The organism is uncultured Nostoc sp. (genome assembly GCF_964245575.1).
Lineage (GTDB): Bacteria > Cyanobacteriota > Cyanobacteriia > Cyanobacteriales > Nostocaceae > Nostoc.
This window is the reverse complement of the sequence record NZ_CAXTNP010000004.1, coordinates 1-19,328: the sequence shown is the minus strand read 5'-3', so window position 1 is coordinate 19,328 and position 19,328 is coordinate 1. Positions and strand designations below refer to the sequence as shown.

At 43.3% G+C, this 19,328-nt stretch carries 18 protein-coding genes; 7 read left to right on the top strand and 11 right to left on the bottom strand.

What is annotated here, in order from left to right; translation table 11 throughout:
- The first annotated feature begins 115 nt into the window (after nt 1-115).
- On the top strand, nt 116-1,300 hold the full coding sequence (locus ACFFAP_RS01155) for a cysteine desulfurase family protein (RefSeq protein ID WP_375509534.1): 1,185 nt from the start codon (nt 116-118) through the stop codon (nt 1,298-1,300).
- 29 nt (nt 1,301-1,329) lie between these two features.
- Here ACFFAP_RS01155 and ACFFAP_RS01150 read toward each other — a convergent pair whose 3' ends face one another.
- Both ACFFAP_RS01150 and ACFFAP_RS01145 read right to left on the bottom strand, forming a co-directional pair.
- A complete protein-coding gene (locus ACFFAP_RS01150; protein WP_375509494.1) occupies nt 1,330-2,076 on the bottom strand; it encodes a hypothetical protein in 747 nt (248 codons plus the stop codon).
- Nucleotides 2,077-2,946: 870 nt separating this feature from the next.
- Entirely contained in the window at nt 2,947-3,621 is a 675-nt protein-coding gene (locus ACFFAP_RS01145) for a DUF1294 domain-containing protein (protein ID WP_375509493.1), read from the bottom strand.
- A 512-nt stretch (nt 3,622-4,133) separates the two neighbouring features.
- Between ACFFAP_RS01145 and ACFFAP_RS01140 the strand changes: the two genes are divergently transcribed.
- Entirely contained in the window at nt 4,134-4,868 is a 735-nt protein-coding gene (locus ACFFAP_RS01140; protein ID WP_375509492.1) for a DUF1995 family protein, read from the top strand.
- Between the two features lie 153 nt (nt 4,869-5,021).
- Here the strand turns inward: ACFFAP_RS01140 and ACFFAP_RS01135 are convergent, their stop codons facing one another.
- From ACFFAP_RS01135 to ACFFAP_RS01115, 5 genes are all read right to left on the bottom strand, one after another.
- Complete coding sequence (locus ACFFAP_RS01135; protein WP_375509491.1) at nt 5,022-5,438, bottom strand: type II toxin-antitoxin system VapC family toxin; 417 nt, start codon at nt 5,436-5,438, stop codon at nt 5,022-5,024.
- On the bottom strand, nt 5,438-5,659 hold the full coding sequence (locus ACFFAP_RS01130) for a hypothetical protein (protein WP_375509490.1): 222 nt from the start codon (nt 5,657-5,659) through the stop codon (nt 5,438-5,440). The genes ACFFAP_RS01135 and ACFFAP_RS01130 overlap by 1 nt, the downstream gene beginning before the upstream one ends.
- A gap of 67 nt (nt 5,660-5,726) precedes the next feature.
- On the bottom strand, nt 5,727-5,855 hold the full coding sequence (locus ACFFAP_RS01125) for an element excision factor XisI family protein (protein WP_375509533.1): 129 nt from the start codon (nt 5,853-5,855) through the stop codon (nt 5,727-5,729).
- Nucleotides 5,856-5,927: 72 nt separating this feature from the next.
- A complete protein-coding gene (locus ACFFAP_RS01120; RefSeq protein WP_375509489.1) occupies nt 5,928-6,512 on the bottom strand; it encodes a hypothetical protein in 585 nt (194 codons plus the stop codon).
- A gap of 224 nt (nt 6,513-6,736) precedes the next feature.
- Nucleotides 6,737-9,733 carry a zinc-dependent metalloprotease gene (locus ACFFAP_RS01115; RefSeq protein ID WP_375509488.1) on the bottom strand — a complete coding sequence of 999 codons (2,997 nt, stop codon included), beginning with the start codon at nt 9,731-9,733 and terminating at the stop codon, nt 6,737-6,739.
- 533 nt (nt 9,734-10,266) lie between these two features.
- Here ACFFAP_RS01115 and ACFFAP_RS01110 point away from each other — a divergent pair.
- The 5 genes from ACFFAP_RS01110 to ACFFAP_RS01090 all read left to right on the top strand — a co-directional run bounded on the left by ACFFAP_RS01110 (nt 10,267) and on the right by ACFFAP_RS01090 (nt 16,559).
- Nucleotides 10,267-12,036, top strand: a complete 1,770-nt coding sequence (locus ACFFAP_RS01110; protein ID WP_375509487.1) for a pentapeptide repeat-containing protein — start codon at nt 10,267-10,269, stop codon at nt 12,034-12,036.
- 45 nt (nt 12,037-12,081) lie between these two features.
- Nucleotides 12,082-12,411 carry a hypothetical protein gene (locus tag ACFFAP_RS01105; protein WP_375509486.1) on the top strand — a complete coding sequence of 110 codons (330 nt, stop codon included), beginning with the start codon at nt 12,082-12,084 and terminating at the stop codon, nt 12,409-12,411.
- 99 nt (nt 12,412-12,510) lie between these two features.
- Complete coding sequence (locus tag ACFFAP_RS01100) at nt 12,511-13,581, top strand: LOG family protein (protein ID WP_375509485.1); 1,071 nt, start codon at nt 12,511-12,513, stop codon at nt 13,579-13,581.
- Nucleotides 13,582-13,751: 170 nt separating this feature from the next.
- On the top strand, nt 13,752-15,074 hold the full coding sequence (locus tag ACFFAP_RS01095; RefSeq protein WP_375509484.1) for a D-alanyl-D-alanine carboxypeptidase: 1,323 nt from the start codon (nt 13,752-13,754) through the stop codon (nt 15,072-15,074).
- A 267-nt stretch (nt 15,075-15,341) separates the two neighbouring features.
- A complete protein-coding gene (locus ACFFAP_RS01090; RefSeq protein WP_375509483.1) occupies nt 15,342-16,559 on the top strand; it encodes an HhoA/HhoB/HtrA family serine endopeptidase in 1,218 nt (405 codons plus the stop codon).
- Nucleotides 16,560-16,678: 119 nt separating this feature from the next.
- Here the strand turns inward: ACFFAP_RS01090 and ACFFAP_RS01085 are convergent, their stop codons facing one another.
- The 4 genes from ACFFAP_RS01085 to ACFFAP_RS01070 form a co-directional block, all read right to left on the bottom strand.
- Complete coding sequence (locus tag ACFFAP_RS01085; protein WP_375509482.1) at nt 16,679-16,939, bottom strand: hypothetical protein; 261 nt, start codon at nt 16,937-16,939, stop codon at nt 16,679-16,681.
- Between the two features lie 178 nt (nt 16,940-17,117).
- Nucleotides 17,118-18,020 carry an MBL fold metallo-hydrolase gene (locus ACFFAP_RS01080; RefSeq protein WP_375509481.1) on the bottom strand — a complete coding sequence of 301 codons (903 nt, stop codon included), beginning with the start codon at nt 18,018-18,020 and terminating at the stop codon, nt 17,118-17,120.
- An 11-nt stretch (nt 18,021-18,031) separates the two neighbouring features.
- Nucleotides 18,032-18,415, bottom strand: coding sequence for an aspartate 1-decarboxylase (gene panD, locus ACFFAP_RS01075; protein ID WP_375509480.1), 384 nt, complete (start codon nt 18,413-18,415; stop codon nt 18,032-18,034).
- Nucleotides 18,416-18,570: 155 nt separating this feature from the next.
- Entirely contained in the window at nt 18,571-19,083 is a 513-nt protein-coding gene (locus tag ACFFAP_RS01070; protein ID WP_100901064.1) for an inorganic diphosphatase, read from the bottom strand.
- Between the last annotated feature and the right edge of the window lie 245 nt (nt 19,084-19,328).

The following is a 19,328-nucleotide window of genomic DNA, read 5'->3' as shown; positions in this document are numbered from 1 at the left end:
TCCACTGCTAGAGGTAGCATTACAGAGATTTTTTTAGAATTTGTCCACTAAAACTGTATATGCTGACAACATCAGCAGCCTACTACCAACGTGTGTTCTCACCATTATCAGTTATATGCAAATTTATCTAGATTACAGTGCCACCACTCCCACTCGAAAAGAAGCGATCGCAGTTATGCAAACAGTCCTCACCCAAGAGTGGGGCAATCCTTCCAGCTTACATGAGTGGGGGCAAAGGGCGGCAACGGTTGTGGAACAAGCCAGAGTCCAAGTTGCTGGATTAATTAACGCTGTCGATCCAGCATCAATAATCTTTACATCTGGTGGTACCGAAGCAAATAATCTGGCGATTATGGGTGTGGCTCGGTTGTATGCTGTTCCTCAACATATAATTATCTCCAGCGTGGAGCATTCCGCAATTTCTGAAACAGTAAGGTTGCTAGAAATGTGGGGTTGGGAAGTTACGCGCTTGTCTGTAGATGTTAAAGGCAAAGTCAACCCCTTGGATTTAAAGGCAGCATTGCGACATAACACAGTTTTGGTTTCTATAATTTACGGTCAAAGTGAAGTTGGGACTGTGCAACCAATTGAGGAACTGGGTAAAATTGTGCGATGCCTGCGGCGGGCAAAGCCATCGCATGGTGCTTTGTTCCATACAGATGCGGTGCAAGCTGCGGGACGCTTACCCATAGATGTGCAACAACTACCCGTAGACTTACTTAGCCTTTCCAGCCATAAAATATATGGGCCGCAAGGTGTAGGAGGGCTGTATGTGCGTCCTGGTGTGGAATTGATGCCCTTACTGTGTGGTGGTGGACAAGAAATGGGACTGCGTTCTGGTACGCAAGCAGTACCGATAATAGCGGGATTTGGTGTAGCAGCAGAATTAGCAGCCGAAGAATTGGTTACAGAAACACCACGGTTAATTGAGTTACGCGATCGCGCTTTTGCCCAATTAGCTGAGATTCCGGGAATAATAGCTACAGGGGATGGCTGCGATCGTTTACCTCACCATATCAGTATGTGCTTAGAAAACGCCGATGGGGAAAAACTTAGCGGTAAAACCTTGGTACGACAGCTAAACCTTGCTGGCATCGGCATCAGTGCTGGTGCTGCCTGTCACAGTGGTAAACTTAGCCCTAGCCCGATATTGTTAGCGATGGGTTATTCAGAAAAAGCCGCCTTGGGGGGAATTCGCATCACATTGGGGCATGATACGACTGAAGCTGATATAGATTGGACGGTAATGGTGTTGAAGCAAGTTTTGCAAAGGCTGACACCGGATTTATCTTTAGTTTAGATACAGTTTTTATGTGCTTTCTATACTGATTAGGAGCCTTTTTGCTTCTTAAGCTTGAGCCACAATCCCATAAAACCAGCAATTAGTATTCCTCCCAGGTTGAAAGGTTCGGGAATAGTGGTAAAAGTGAAGTTGTCAACAGCGAACTGCCCACCATCGCTTCTGTCTCTATTCCCGTCAATAATTACAGATTGGATATCAAATGCGTCACTTTGAAAACCGAAAAATTGTAAACTTTCAGAGTTACTAACTAAAAAATTCTGGACAAAATTTTCTCCAGATGAAAATTTAATTGTTAAGTTAAAATCATTTCCCATAAAGTTGTTTGTATCAAATCCAAATGCCGAAACATTATTGTCAAAATTAATGGTTAGTGTTTTGTTGAAATTGCTGCTGAGAAAGCCATCAAGAAATCCGCCAGTATACCCACCACCAGCATCTATATTAAAGAAGAAGCCACTTCCTCGTGGTGTTGAATATGTAGCCCCAGGCTTAATATCTCCAGGTCGGATAGGAGAGCCATTATTGACGACAAGATTGGTTTGTGAATTGAGGATTCCAGTGGTGATTGGATAGTGAATACTATTAGTAAAATCTTCTATAATCAGAGGTGTAGCACCAATAGTAGTGTTAAAATCATTCCGATTAGTAAATGGTGTAATTGAGGCAGATTCAGCTATTGATGCTGAACCACACACTGATAAGATCGTTCCTAGAAATGCTATGCATTTTGGATACATATCAGTAATAGTCAAAGTTTTACTTATTAAATTCATGTTAATCTTATCCTTAGTGAAGTTAAATTAAAAAATCAATCAAAAGTATTCTAAATTAATACTCCTAGATAAATCAAGGAAATATTGATTTACATTTTGAATATCTCTAATTGCACTACCCTACTATAGGAGTCGTATTTGATTTTTTCAAAAATCATTACACTCCGAAAAGGCTTCTTCCCCACTCCCTACTCCCTGTCTACGCAAATAATTTCAAAAATCAAAGCGGACTGCTACTGCTATCTTGACAATGACCATCTTTACACTTTCACCAACGTCACATTCCTTAGCAGAACTAGGCGATCGCAGCACTCTATGTCACTGCCGCCGAAAGCATCATCCCAAATTTTGAGCGTGTCTCCGATATGATCGCCCATCTCGTGCAAGTTCCTCAGTAAGTGCGATGTATACGACGGGCTACGCCTACGCAGTTCTCTATGTCACGGCTGCCGAAAGGGTTAAATAAATCTTTTCCCAAAAAGTAATATTTTGAGTCATAAAGGAGTTCAAGCATGACTTATTTTGATTACATTTGAGGCTTTTTTTGAATGAATAAATTCATCATTGGAATTGGGATGTTCGTTGGCTCTACGATTGGTAGTTACATCCCTGCATTGTGGGGTGGAAGTGTACTATCATTCACCTCGATTGTCTTCAGCGTCATTGGTGGCCTTGTAGGGATTTGGCTTGGGTATCGTGTATCAAAATATCTAGGTTTTATCTGATCGGCGCGTCGCTCAAAGGCTTAAACAAGTCTTTTACCAACAGGTAAAATTTTGAGCGTGTCTTTTATGCGATCGCACTTCTTCAATAAATGGGCAAGCAGTCAGGGAATCTCGACTGATCAGTTTGTTTTGCAAGGGTTCTCTGCTATCCTCTAAAAACACTGCCCAGAAATAAACTTATTAGTCTTCTACCCAAGAAAAGCCAATCTAACCAAAATACAATGTGAATAGTTACTATTACCCAAAATACAACTTGGTATGAAACCTTGCTACTTTTGTGGCGTAATGTTCGTTGAGCGATGAATGCTCCCAACCATCCACCCATAAATTCACATAAATGTAATCTCTTTTCTGATATTCTCCAACGCCCCTGCTTTGCACGATATTTATCATCCGCATACTGTGCAAAGGTAATAAAACTCATTACAGGATAGAGAATCAGAGGGATTGGATTGAAAGTCGTTAATGCAAAATTTATTGCTCCTAAACCCGGTAATAATGATAAAAGCAACACCTCAAATATTAAAGAAGATTTTACTGTAGATTTGAATGTTGCTTTATCTGTTACAGAAGGTGAAGTTTTCAGTATAGGTTTGGATACAACTCCCTCAATAAAGGCGTTGCAAGCATGAACTCTTCCATCTTTATCAACCGTTAGCTGATAGCAAATCACATCACCAACTTGGGGACGATGATTTGTTTCTTTGAGTGCAGTAATATGAAGAAAAACGTCTTGATTGCCATCACTGGAGCGGATGAAGCCAAAGCCCTTGTCATCTTTCCATGTTGTTAATTGACCTTTACGCAAAACAGGTTTCATAAAAGACGCTGATCTTAATACTTTATTATTAAGGTTCCCATATCAATACCAACAGACAACATCAATCCTCAACCCGTCCATAGATAACCTTCAAATGAACCCCACCCCCAACCCCTAAGAACTTTTCGGGAAAGGAGACAAAGCATAGCTTTGGCTTAGGACTTACGCAAAAATCGCCCAAAAGCTTAATTTGTCGAACCGCCTTCGCGCAGCGTCTCCAAGAGTTGACGCCAACGCGTAGCATCTTGTTAGAGAAGAACGCCTTCGCGCAGCGTCTCCAAGAGTTGAATTCGTAGAGTGTGCGTAAGTCCTATGGCTGTTTGGGGTTCTCCGGGTTTAATAAGTAATCAAGCCGATATCATATCAGAGGCAATGTCTACGACGGGTTACGCCTACGCAAAACCCAACGCCCATTGAGCCTTTATATCCCGGAGTTGATTGTCATCGTCTGCCTACTCAATAAGAGCTAATACTGGAACAATGGGAGTAATGCTAAACCCACATAATAAACTATGAGTGAACTTCCCAATACTCTTGAAGATGCGATCGCTCAATCTCGTGTAGCCGTCCAAGCTGCCCTTGCAGATGGCTGTACTCGCATACAAGTTGAGTTCCTGTTCCCAGAACTCAAGTTTATGCCGGTGGCGGAACAATTTCTGCCGCTATTTACAGAATATGATTCCCGTTTGAAGATTTTCTTTGCTGACGCTGGGGCTGCGGCTTTAGCCCGTCGCAATTGGGCTGATGCACCATTTCAAATTTTGGATATTGGTACGGGAAGGGCTGCTTCTTTGCAGACAAAAATTCAGCCAGAGGATGAAATTTTCTTATTCATCGCCCCCACTTCCGTAGAAGTACCGCAGTTAGAAAAGCTATGTCTAGAAATAGGCGATCGCCCTTTAGTCTTGTTAAATCCCCGTCTTGAAGATTCTGGAACTGTGGGCATTGGTTATACAGCTAGAAAAATCCGCGATCGTTTTATCAGTACCATTGAATCTGCCTATTACCTCCGCCCTATAGACGATGAAAGTGCCCTATGTCGCTGCTACCCAGGACAGTGGGAAGTTTGGCTGGAAACCGACGGCGAATATCAAAGAATTGCCGAATTACCCACAAAACCATCGGGTGATGAGTTGGATCTCATCCTTTTAAAAGGACAACCGGAAACAACAACAGATGCGACACCTGCGAGAAAGCCCAGTGTGTTTAAGAGTTTGCAACGGTTCTTAAAGGCGTTGAGTAGTTAGGAGAAAGCAGAGGTAGCAGAGGTAGGTTTTATTATCTGCTGCCTTCTTTGCTCTACATCAGACAAAGACTTTGTAAATGGAAGCAAGTACTAACTGTTCTTAATTCTAAAGTTATCAAGGGATAGCGGTAACTTCAGCGATATTTCTGCGGATTTATTCACTAGCTAATATCTTATCTAATTCTTTAGGTGACATCACTGGAATCAGAGCATTTACAAAACCAGACACATCACGAGTTATAACTGCATCTACCCCATGCGCTATTCCACAGGCATACTGCACCGCATCCTCAAAATCTCGGAAATTTAATGCGATCGCCTGTTCTAAGATAGTGCGCTCAACGGGACAAATGTGTAAGTCTGTTAAAACTTGAATGATTGCGTCTTGAGCCACCTTCACGCCTGCGGTTCTGCGAAGAATATAATATATATTAGTGATTGTTGTTGCTGCAATAAATCCTTGAACCTCACCAGCATCAATCCTCTGAAACAGTCTTGCTGCATCCTCCACAAAAGGCTCCCGTTCTTGCAAAAAATCAAGAACGACATTCGTATCTATCAAAACTCGCATTACTGGTACTTCTCAGTCAGATAGGTAATATATTCTGCTCCAATATCTTCATTACCTAATGCACCTGAACCTTTTGCAATCCCTCGCAATCGGGACAAGTTCCCTTTATTTTGTAATGGGCGGGTTTCCTGCTGTAAAGATTCCAGCAAGGTTTGGACTAATTGCCAGCGTTCGCTAGTGGATAATTGTAGTACCTGTTTTTGTAAGTTTTGCAATGTCATTAGCTTTTTACTGCCTTTATCTATGCCACCTCAATTGTAAATTTAATAGCACTTAGGCAACAAGCCTTTATCCCACAGCATAATCTGTATACTGCCGGATGTAAGACGGGTGAAATCCAACTACAATATCTTTTTTTGGTACTCTCATCACCACCAATTGCTCATCTACATCCTCAAGAAATACAGCACAATTCAGAAGTAAAACACGCTTTATAGCTAGCTTTGAATTAGCTTATGTACTTACCAACTTGAAATCTGCTGTAATTTTTCACTCTATCCAATTATGAAAAGGTGTAACAAGGGCAAGAGCTATCGACTTTGGCAACTTGGGACACACTGCCAAAAGCTGACTGGCGGTAATTTGTGAAATCTTGATACCTCTTGAGCGAAGCTCCTTAATGGCTATCGGATTAATATATAGCAATTGTGCTGTTAATCTCGCCGCAGCTGCATACTTCGTATCAGAAGTGGTGTAATTAGGGTGAAATTGCTTTACGTACTGGAGCGAGAAATATGTTGCTAGCCCTTGTTCCAAAACAGTTGCAAAACTGGAAGCACCAGGATCAAGAAGGTGAACAGATAGATGGGCTAGCTGAAACTTGGCTTGAACTGGATCTTCTTTTGCCGAGAGTCCAAGCTGAATTATAATCTGCTCAGAGTCTCCTGGGAACCATGTTTGAGGCCCGTTATCACAAAATTCAATTCCTAGAATCGTCCAAGAGCGATCGCGCTTACCAAACTGTACCTCAATGTCGGAAATCATCTCACCCAGCCGAGAGGCAAGAGTCCATGTGTATCCATCACCCGATGGCAACGGATTAGCTATTACCAAAGAATCTTTAACAGTTGCCAAACAATAAACCTCTTGCTTGCAGTTATAACTATTTATTATGTTGCCCTCAGCATTTGACTATCTAACTGCTGGGATAAACTTTTTTTTTAGTCTGTATGGGCATTCTAAATATATTTTGCCAAAGTAATGATGGAAGAAGAGAAAGGAAAGGGAGAAACAATTAAAAATTATTCCCCCACTCCCTAGTACAGACGCGATTAATCGCGTCTCTCCCCACTTCCTTTTTAATTCCCTTGCAACGGCGCATTCAACACTTTCTCAATGCGATCGCGCGTTTCTAATAAGTGCGCTTTAGTATATTCATCATCTGAATTAACCCCCTTGAGTTTCTCATCTAGTTGCTTGAGTTTATACCACGCCAGAGTCCGGGCATCTTCTGGGACATATTCTTTTCGCAATACCATAGCAGTCAAAATGTCCAGGTATTGCCGTTGCAAGCCCCGCCGCAAACTGGCAATCTTCATTGGTTTACCTTTTGGTTTGATTACTTCTGTCCAGATATCTGATTGCAAAGTGTCAAATAGTTCAGGCAGAGACAGTGCATTTTCTGGTTTCGTTTTCAGTTCAATATCCTTGAGGCGAGAGAGGCGATCGCCTGAGAGTAAATCCCGTAACACAGAACCTTGCATGAATAGTACCAAGTCATGAATTGGAAAATCCAAACGACCAACTTGGGGAGAACTACCCCAATGTCGCCAACGGGAAGGTGCTAATTTATTCAGTAGTTCTGGTGAAAAGCTGAGGGCATCTTCTGCAAATACATACTTTTGCAGTGTTTCTAAAGCCTGTCGTTGTTTTTCAACTGGTACTGGTTCAAATGGTAATCGGTGTTGGCTAACTCCAGAGGGTATTTCACTGGGGTGGATGCGATAGAAAGACTGTCCGCCAATGTATTTTGTGGTGTAATATATTTGCTGAAAATAGTTACCTAATACTGTGCTAAAACGTTCGCTCACATCGGTGTAACTATCACCAGCTATTGGGTAACGCTTATCGAGACGTTCCCACATCACCCGCGAATTATTCAATTGCCACTGGGAATAAAGCAAGACATTGCCACTGTTATCCCAAGCATCAGCAGTTGGGTCAAGGTCATACATATCTTCATCTGTGGAATAACTCAACTCTGGCTTATAGGATTGTGCAGCAATTTCTGACAAAATTGGCTTTTCTGCGATCGGAGTTGATGTTTGAATTGGGATGTAGCCATACTTAATCGCCCATTCATCATAAGGCCCCACCATACTAGGAAAATAATCTCCCTGTTTTGTCCCTTGAGGAGCAATATTTGGCGGAATATAATCCATCACCGAAGTTGTCAAACCTTTAGTTTTGGTAATTTCCGTATTATTCATCTCATCTGGTGCTAACAGTGTACTACCACGGAAGTTATGGCGTAAACCAAGAGTATGTCCAACTTCGTGAGCGATAATTAAACGTAAATATTGATTGATATATTCTTTCACCTGGTCTGGAGTGCTCATGGTATCTGGCAGCAGTGACATTGCCAGTGAACCAAAGGCAAACTGATTAGCAGCTTCCATCCCATAGCATAAATCGTACTCGCCTGCCATTTTCGATAAACGATTTAACAACCCTTGTTGTATTTGCGTCTGCTGGGGCTTATCATTGTTTTTTGTATCTAAACCATTGGTGCAAAGTAGACGATTTTGCATCAAAGCTGATAGAGTAGTGCGATTTTCAGTTTGGCTAGGCTGGACGATTTTACGATACTCACTCTTAAGTGCCCGCACAAAGCTAGCATCTACGAGAATATCTGCATCCAAAATTTCCCCAGTCAATGGGTTAACACGAGATGGCCCCATTGCAAAATAACCATCGACTGTATTGATCCAGCGAATCGTGTTGTAACGAATATCTGCTGGATCCCATGTGGCATCATCTGGCATTTGGCGGACTTCAATTGCATCCTTGAATCCAGCTTTGAGAAAGGCTTTGTTCCACATTAAAACGCCATCTTTCATCGCATCGCGGTACTCTACAGGCACAGCGTTATCAATCCAAAAGATAATCGGTTTTTTAGGTGGAGAAATTGCTGCTTTCGGGTCTTGTTTTTCCAAATCCCAGCGATTAATGTAGCGGACAAAAGAATCGCCCTGATCGTCTTTGGATAAATCTTGGTAGGCGGTGATGAAATAGCCGATGCGATCGTCAGCAAGGCGCGGGCGATAATCTTTATCAGGTAGTTGAGAGAGACTGTAATGGACGCGCAAGGTATAACCACGGCTATCAGCTAGCGACGCAAAGCTTGCCGCTTCACTGTCACGATCGCCAGAAAAATTTAAAACTGACTCAATTTCTAAGTTTTGTGGAAAAGCTTTGGCAGTACCAAAATAAGATTGGTCTGTGGTTGCTGGGACTCCTAAACTTGCAGATAATCCACCTAAATCTGTCAGTAACAAATCTCCCAAGTCGATCAGAAGAGTTTTGCGTTCTGGATGAATGCTTTTAATGGAAATGCTGTAGAGAACAGAATCACTAAAAGACCGGGTTAGCGATCGCACCTGCGGATCTCCCTCACGAGTGCGAAAATTAACATTGCGGATGACAAAGTTTAATTTATTATCCACTCGCTGGAAATAAAACAAAAAATCTTGCAGAGGCATACCACTGTAAATACCCCGTTCACCAATGCCCGATTCCAGGGTTGCTGTAGCAAGGTAATTTTTATTAAGTTGCTCTGGCTTAATTTCTAAATAAATTTTATTCTTTTCTTTATTACGATATAGGGTGAACAATCCCCCTGACTTTTGGGTGTTTTTGATAACTTCATCAAATGGCTCTAACTCATCCTTTGTTGTTGGTGTTTTGCTAGGTTTAGGCTTTTCTACGGGTTTTGCAACTTGCAAGAATGGTTGCTGTCCTGCTTTTTTCAGGTCTTTTACTACCCAAATAAACGGTTGAGGCTGTACGTGTTTATTTTGATTAACCACCCAAACTTGCCCTGACGCTAGCCTCTTTTCTTGGGGAAAATTAATATTCTTTGGTGATAATGCTGAAGAAGAAGTTTCTGTCGTTATTAACTGACTATTGGATTTCTCTCCACTTCTGGCTGTAACTACGGCTTCTATAACCCGCACAGCCTTCTGGTTGGCTGACAATGTATCAATCTTAACAGACGGTGACTTGGCGCTAGCCGTTGCTATTCCTAAAAACAAACCATGTAACAAAATCATATAAAAAGTTGATCTGTTCTTCATCCCTTGTATCCCCGATAGTTATTCTGTAGTTAATTTTTAACTTTTGCAAAGCTATATAGCCTGCTTTTTGTCGATTCTCTCAGATGCTTTAGATCAAGCAGCAAACTTTAGACTTCAATTGAAGTTGCCATTTTTGGGCAATATTCACGCTGTTACACAGTAGGATTTTTCCTAACAATTACAACTATCACAAATCGTAAGTATTATTTTTACATCAAACTAGTAAATATCCTGCGAAAAAGGTATAACAGATTAGCCAAAGGCGGAAAATTACTTGATTGTTGAAAGAATTTTTCTGATGACACTTGATTTGCATCAGGAGAAGAAACTTGAGCTGACTACGGGTTAGCGAGAAGCCGCCCTCCAAGAATACCGTTGGTGTAACCCATCGAAGATATCGCCAACGGATGATATTTTTCGTGTAGTATTTATTGATACTATTAATTTTTGGCAATGACAAGCAAACTACCATAAAAAAATTTTTAATTCCGGATTATCAAAACAGTAATTTAAATGTAACAACGGACACAGAAATGTCAACATATTTATCTCAAGTCTGCCAACTGCTGAGAAATTATGTGAGGGATATAAGGTTAGAAGAGATGCCAAAGACCACATCTGTGAAAACCGAAGTAGTTTTACCTCTAGGAAAAAGTATTAAAGAACCATATAAAAGCGTTAAATTTGGTCAAGATAATTTACGGGAAGATTTATGGTCTCAAAGACTTCAAGAAAGCTTAAAAAAATGGGCAATACCAAAGGGCGGTTTGACTTCTAAGATAGGTAATCAGACATCAGGAACACTACCTTCTGGGTTTTACTTTAGAGTGTGCGATCGCCAGATGCATGAAGAGATTTATGATTTACTGGGCAATGGGGCGCTGAAATCAGAAATAGTCAACCAACTAATGGAATTGGTTGTGAATGGTCAAAAAATTCGCCCAGAACTGCTTTTTTGGCGGCTAGAAGATTTTTATCATCGCTGGTGTCAGGGAGAATTTATCGATGGGACACCAGATGATAACCTACCTCAGAGAACAATGTTAAAGCTAGCGGCGCAAAATATTGCGATCGGGCTGAGACAGGTTGACGTATATACAGGGCTAAACGTACTAATTTTACTGTTAGAGTTACACCGCTACGCCCAAAAGCGAGATGAACTCAAACAAAAAATCACCTTCTATCCATCTGCTCAACCAGATACAGACAATTTTTTCACATCCCAACTGCTGCGGATCATCAACTATAGCGATGCCCTGGAAATTGGCAATTTTACCAGTATAGTCGGGCAATTTCTCAGAGGCGGCAACTTTAAGGGTGCTTACCTGGGCGATGCCAACCTCACTGGGGCAGACTTTAGGGGTGCTGACCTGGGCCAAGCTTATCTCGGCGATGCCAACTTAACTGGCGTAAACTTCAGTGGTGCAAACCTTAGCGGTGCCAACCTCGGCGATGCCAACCTCACTGGTGCCAACCTCACTGGTGCCAACCTCACTGGTGCTGACCTCAGTGGTGCTGACCTCAGTGGTGCAAACCTTAGCTGTGCCAACCTTAGCCGCGCCGACCTCAATCGCGCCGACCTTAGCAGCACCAACCTTAGCCGCGCCGACCTCAACCGCGCCGACCTCAACCACGCCGACCTCAGCAGCACTAACTTTAGCCATGCCGACCTAAGTAACGCCATCCTTTTCGGTGCGAATCTGAGTGAAGCTAACCTCCGCAGCACCAACCTTAACCATGCCGACCTCTGTCGTGCCGACCTCAGTGGTGCTGATTTAAGTCACGCCATCCTCAACGGTACTAACCTCAGTGACACAATTCTTTTCAGTACCAACCTTAGTGATGCCATCCTGATCGCTGCTGACCTCAGCTATGCCAAACTTAACGGTGCCAAGCTTAACGACGCCAGACTCAACGGTGCAATGTTCTTAGGCGCAGACCTCACCGGTGTAGACCTGAGTCGGGTAATCCTCAACGAAGCCGACCTCAGTGGGGTGATTCTCAGCGAAGCCGACCTCAGTGATGCCGACCTCACCGACGCGATCCTTTTCGGTACAGACTTCAGCTATGCCAACCTTAACAGTGCTAACCTCAGTGGCAGTAACCTCAGTGGTGCTATTCTCAATGGTGCGGATCTCAGCCACAGTAACCTTAGCTATGCCATTCTCGGTGGTGCTGACCTCAGCGACGCCAATATGGAAAAAATGACCTGGGGTAAAAAGCAGCAGTGGGAAGGTGTGCGGGGATTAGAGACAGCAGTGAATGTCCCAGAGGCGTTGAAGCAAGAACTGGGATTGAATTGAGATGAGGGGGATGAGGGGGATGAGGGGAAAGGTAAAACCCAAGCTTTGAACACCACCTTCCGAGTTCGGAACACCAACTTCCGAGTTCTGAACACCAACTTTCGAGTTCTAAACACCAACTTCCGAGTTCTGAACACCAACTTCCGAGTTCTGAACACCAACTTCCGAGTTCTGAACACCACCTTCCGAGTTCTGAACACCAACTTCCGAGTTCTGAACACCATCGTTCGAGTTCTGAACACCATCTATGGATATCTCAGCTTGAATAATCAACTTAGAAACAGCAAATGTCTAATTATTAGCACGGTGCGATCGCCTTTTCTCTTCCTCCGTGTCCTCTGCGCCTTCTCTGCGAAACGCTGCGTGTTCATGTAGTGTCTCACAGAGAAAGCGGTTCGTCATTCTTCGGTATACCCGCTTGCTACAGTGTGAGTAGTTCACGTAAAATATAGTGCCATTGTTGCGGCAGTTCTCATGACCTCATCTGCGTCGTTTGACACATTAGAGTCTTTACAGGCGGATATCGCTGAATTGATCGCTCAGTTACCGACATTAAAAAATCGGCAATTTATTCAGCAAGCACTTGCTACTATTGTTCGTCTAGCTGATACCGAAATTGAGCGTCTCGATTGGAAAATATTGTCGGCTGCATTAGCAGATATGGAGCGCGGCTTCCAACTCTTTTATAATTACCGACACGTTCGCAAAATCACCGTCTTCGGTTCTGCTCGTCTAGCGCCAGATACACCAGAGTACCAAATGGCCCTTGAGTTTGCTCGCGCTGTTTCTGAATTAGGATTCATGGTGATGACCGGCGGTGGTGGCGGGATCATGCAGGCGGGTCATGAAGGGGCTGGGCGAGAAAATTCCTTTGGATTAAACATTCAGTTACCCTTTGAGCAAAAAGCGAACCCGTTTATAGAGGGTGATCCCAAGCTAATTAACTTCAAATATTTCTTTACCCGCAAGCTGTTTCTCCTCAAAGAAAGTGATGCTATAGCCTTATTTCCGGGAGGTTTTGGCACTCAAGATGAAGCTTTTGAATGCATGACATTAACCCAGAATGGGAAATTTGGGCCAGTACCTCTAGTTTTAATCGATCGCCCTGGTGGTGATTACTGGCGGTCTTGGAGCGAATACATTCATAAGCAACTAGTGCAAAATGGTCTTGTCAGTCCTGAAGACCCTAGCCTTTACACGGTGACAGACAACTTGGATGTGGCTTGTGATGCCATTACTCGTTTTTACCAGGTTTACCACTCCTGTCGCTATGTAAGTAATAAATTAGTCATCCGCCTGAAGACAGATATATCAGACGCTCAGGTAGAGCAACTTAATGTTAATTTTAGCGACATTATTATTCAAGGACGGATTGAAAAAAGTCAGGCATTACCTCAAGAAGCACAAGATGAAACTGTTGAACTACCCCGGCTCATTTTGTACTTCAATCAACGCGACTTGGGGCGCTTGTATCAGATGATTGCCACAATTAACCGGATGGGTACTCCTTCAGCAGAGGATGCAGCGCATCCAGAAAGAAAGTAGGTATTAATTAATTCGTAATTCGTGCGATGTGCGACTTAATATTCTGACCTCTCTCTTAAAAGGAGAGAGGCTTTGATTTTTAGTTATTTTGACTCAATACTGATTCTTGTAAAAAAGCTTGTATATTAGCACAGTAAACACTGTGTCACATCTTAACAGAGGAATAAAACATGCTGGAATTATTGGGTTCAGGTCTGGTATCGCTCTGGTTAGAGATGGCTGGGGTACAAATCAAGCCTCTAGATGCCTTAGATGCTTTGACTTGGCAAAGTAGCCCTGGCTTGGTTCTTGCCCCTGATCCTAATCCAACTGGAGCTACTACGGTGCAGGAATATCTGAAACAGCTAGTAACATCGAAACTGATAGCGCAAAATCTGTCCCAGAGTCAGGGAATTTGGATGCAGTCGGGGCCAATGCTGATGGCAAATCACCAAGGTACAACACCTCTGCCGGCTGCCTCTTTAACCAAAATTGCCACTTCACTAGTTGCTTTGAAAACTTGGGGGCCAGATTACCAATTTGATACTTTAGTAAGTGTCACTGGCCCAGTGGTAAATGGAGTTGTGCAGGGCGATTTGGTGATTACAGGCCGTGGCGATCCTTTGTTTGTTTGGGAAGAAGCGATCGCTCTTGGTAATACTCTCAATAAAATGGGCATCAAGCAGGTAAAGGGAAATTTGATCATTAGTGGCAGTTTTGCCATGAATTTCCAACGTCAGCCAATGCTGGCGGGTCTGATGCTCAAGCAAACACTAAATCGTGCGACTTGGGGCCGCCCCGCTATTTATACACACTCAATCATGCCCAAGGGAACGCCCAAGCCTCAAGTTGTGATTGTAGGTGCGGTGAAAGTTGAGGCGCAACCAAACCCTCGACAAACTTTGTTACTGCGTCATCGCTCATTGCCTTTGAAGCAACTGCTCAAGGAAATGAACGTTTACAGTAACAACGATATGGCACAGATGCTGGCAGACTCAGTGGGAGGAGCAACTGTAGTACAATCAACTGCTGCTAATCTTGCCAGAGTGCCACAAGTGGAAATTCAGTTAATCAATGGTTCGGGATTGGGGCCGGAAAATCGTATTTCTCCTAGAGCCGTCTGTGCTATGTTGATGGCTATTCAAGTTGAGGCATCTGCCCACCAACTGAATCTAGCTGACTTGTTCCCCATGTCTGGATTTGATCACCGGGGGACACTACACACCAGACATATTCCCCTTGCTACTGTGATTAAAACTGGCACTCTCCGCGATGTTAGCGCTTTAGCGGGAGTGATGCCCACACGCGATCGCGGTTTGGTTTGGTTTGCTATTATCAACCGGGGGACAAATGTCTGGGGTTTTCGGACTGGACAAGATCAGCTATTGCAAAAGGTTGTAAAACAATTACAACTACCTCTAACCGTTCCTGTTGCCCTCACTCCCCACTCAGCCATCAACTCTTTACCCCAGCTAGGCGCAGACAGTCGGAATGAAATCTTATACAAAAGTTAGTTCATCCATAGTCTATGGTTAGAACAGAGAGCAAGCTAGTTTTATTAGCAATCCAAAAGTTTTCTTGATGGGTAAAAACCGAACTTGTGAAGGGTAAATGTCCATGATAGCTTTTGGGTTAAATTTTCCATTAACTTGATTACAGGTAAGTCGCAAAATGCCTTAACCCCAGTCTGGGAAAGAGCAGGCGAAACCTGAAGTAAAAATAACTCTAAATAGATTTGTCACGACTAAACAACAATTAGGCTTATAGATTAGGTTGTGATTATGCGATTTTTCAAATTACCCAAGTCTTTACGTCAACTCAGTACTCATGTTTTAGCGATCGCGCTAGGAGTTTTGTTAACCGTTAGCACATTGCAAGTGTTGCCCTCCCAAGCCGAACCAGCACCGACAGGAACTTCTCTTGATACTTCAAACCTAATTTCCCAACGGCAATCACCGGCCACTGCTGTGATCGGTAGCACTAGCTTTGTTACAGCAGCAGTCAATCGTGTTGGTTCAGCAGTTGTCCGCATTGATACTGAGCGGACAATTACTCGTCGCGTTGATCCAACTTTTGACGACCCCTTTTTCCGTCGGTTTTTTGGTGACGGTTTCTCTCAACAGATGCCTCCTGAGCAGCAGTTACGCGGTTTAGGCTCAGGTTTCATTCTTGACAAGAGCGGGTTAGTTATGACTAATGCTCATGTGGTCGATAAAGCTGATAAAGTAACAGTCCGACTCAAAGATGGCCGCACCTTTGAAGGGAAAGTTCAAGGTATTGATGAAGTCACAGATTTGGCAGTAGTCAAGATTAATGCTGGTAGCGATTTACCAGTCGCGCCCTTGGGTTCTTCCAGTAATGTACAAGTAGGAGACTGGGCGATCGCAGTTGGTAATCCTTTGGGATTTGATAACACTGTTACTTTGGGAATTGTCAGTACCCTCAAACGTTCTAGCGCCCAAGTCGGCATTAGCGATAAACGCTTGGATTTCATTCAGACAGACGCTGCTATTAACCCTGGTAACTCTGGCGGGCCGCTATTGAATGGCCAAGGTGAAGTGATTGGCATTAACACAGCCATTCGCCCTGACGCGATGGGTATTGGGTTTGCCATTCCTATTGATAAAGCTAAAGCGATCGCAACGCAACTACAACGTGATGGCAAAGTTGCTCACCCCTATTTGGGCGTGCAAATGCTAACTTTGACACCCGATCTTGCCAAGCAAAATAACACCGATCCCAATTCTCCTATTCAGATACCAGAAATTAATGGTGTTTTTGTAATGCGAGTTGTCCCCAATTCTCCAGCTGCATCTGCGGGTATCCGGCGCGGGGATGTAATTCTTCAAGTTGATGGTAAAGCTATTACTAGTGCGGAACAATTGCAGAACGTTGTGGAAGACAGTCGTCTTGGTCAAGTTTTACAGGTGAAAGTGCAACGAGGTAATCAAACACAGCAGCTTTCAATCCGCACAGCCGAGTTGCAAAATGCTTCGTAGAGGAGCAATATAGCCGATTTTAATAGTGTGGAATAGTAAGGGCACAGCATTGCTGTGCCCTTACTGCGTGTTGTATCAAAATGTGATCTGCTTAGTTATATGACGTTTCTCTGGTTTGTTTAGAGACTGGTGTAATGCTGCAATAAAGATCCCCCGCCTGCGGCGACCCCCTTAAAAAGCATGGCTATTTCATTTCCTAAAAGGCGCTGATTTACAAGCGTTTCAAGCAAAAAAATCAGGTTACTAAAAAATCTGATTGGACAAGAAAATGGCGATGCCTTCGGCAAGGCATCTCTACGAGAGGCTACGCCAACGCCAACGTACTTAAATTTATCCGTTGAAGTAGTAGCTTTTCGATTACCAATTTCCCGAAATTTCACAGCGAGTACTGTTGACAAAATCACAACCTTATCGTGTCAAACAGTCCTGCCTTAAAAAGGGGGTAAAGAGGAGAAATAGCAAGTGGCGTGAGTTGGGGGGATCTTCGAGAGACAAACATGCTAACCGAACCGTATTGGCATCGCTCTACACCGATTTCAAAGTGCCAAAGAGTCTAAATCACTTACCAATAGTTAATACTAGACCTTCATGGGCTAGTATTGCTTGAGGAAAGGCAGATTTAATATCGACTTGAACCTGGTCAAGAAAATCATCATGGTCATCTGGGTGATGATGAGAAATGGCTAGCCGTTTAACGCCAGCATTCAGAGCCGCATTCACCGCAGCTTGCCAGAGTAAATCAGCAGAGTCATGGTTGTGAGATGTAGGAGGAGTGTAAGTGGCATTGGCAATCAGCAAGTCAACGCCTTTAATGAACTGTAAAATCCGCTCTCGTTCCATTTGATCGGCATTGTGGTGCAAATCCGTGATGTAAGCAACACTATACTCTTGCCAAGTGACTCGGTAGCCAACTGACCTCTGAGTTTGATTAATTAATGCAGTTGTAATGGTGACATCATCTAGCTTCACGTCACTATCTGGAGTCAAATTGTAAAACTGCAATTCTGACTGCATTACCTGTAAAGGGTAAGGAAAGTGTGGCTGGAGCATCTGATCGTACAGACATTGTTTGATTGAGGCTCCATTTGATGCAGCTGTGCCGTAAATATGGAAGCAATTTTCCCCAATAAATGTTGGAGCAAAAAAGGGAAACCCTTGAATTCTGTTTGATTGGCAGTTGGTAAAAAATAAATAGGCTTCTAATGGCTGTTGCAGTTCTTGCCAAGTTTTACCCAGTATACGTAAGCCAGTACCGCCATCAAAAATCAAGCGTTTCCCAGCTACATACATTTCTACACAAGCGGTATTACCACCATAACGATTGGTATTGCTACTTGGAGTGGGAATCAAACCTCTTACACCCCAGAATTGCACGAGGAATTCACCTGCTGGGCTACTTGGCAGGGTAGATGACTTTTCAGGTATGTAGCTCTGGGAATCCGACAGCTCAAAATTTGACATTTTCCTTGAGATTAGACCTTACTGAGCAGGTCATCGTAGTACCGCACTTCCAACAGCCTGTTTTTTTCGTCCACAATGACTACCGTAGGAGAGTAACTTTTTAACTCTTCTAGAGTGAACTGCCCGTAAGTCATTATAATCAGGCGATCGCCAATAATGCCTAGACGTGCCGCACCCCCATTTAGCTCTATTATTCCTGAATGGGCTGGAGCCGGGATCGCATAAGTAATAAAGCGCTGACCATTAGCATTATTAACTACTTGCACCTGTTCATAGGGTAAGATGCCAGCTTTTTCCAAAAGCATTTCATCAATGCTGATACTACCCACATAGTTGATATTCGCCCCCGTGAGGGTGCAGTTATGAATTTTTGCCAAAAGGAGAGTGCGCTGCATTTGAGTTTGGGTTGGTGGCAGATTTTACAATCCGTAACAAGCGAAAGTTATCAAAGTCAGCAGTTAAGAGTGAGGAGTTAGAAGTTAAGAGTTAGAAATAAAAATTCATAACTCTTAACTCATAATTCTTAACTCCTAACTTTCTAACTCTTTTATTATCCTCTATAAGCTTTGACGGATTTTTCTACTAAAGCTGCAACTTTGTCCACATCTTGCCAACCGAGAATTTCAGTCACCTTTTTTTCCAAATTTTTATAACTACGGAAAAATTCAGCAATTTCATCTAAGCGGTGTGGCGCTAAGTCATTCAGGGATTTGACCTGAGTGTAGCGCGGATCTTTGTCAGGAACACAAAGGATTTTTTCATCGCGATCGCCACCGTCAATCATCTCCAAGAAGCCAATCGGTCGTGCGGCAATCACACAGCCTGGAAAGGTTGGCTCGTCAATTATGACCATACCATCAAGAGGATCGCCATCATCAGCCAAAGTATTGGGTACAAAGCCGTAGTCATAAGGATATTGTACCGAGGAATAAAGTACTCGGTCTAGAGCAAAAGCTTCTAGTTCCTTGTCATATTCATATTTATTTTTACTTTTGCCAGTAATTTCAATCAGAACGTTGATTAGACCAGGTTTCGGTTGGGCAGGAATACGAGATAAATCCACAAAAAACTCCTCTGATAACGGTGAATCATGGGGGCACTCAGTCAGCTTCGCTCCCCGTGTAGAATTTTAGGGCAATATGGATCTCTTCCCAAGGTATTCATTTTACGGGATGGGGCATCCCTTCGGCTTACTTCGACTACGCTCAGTACAAGTCGCTCAGGGCAAGTGGGCATTGAAAAGAGGCTCCAGGGGCGGGGTGCTGCTCTTGCTGAGGGGAAAGAGCTAATTTTTTATCCCCCTTGCCC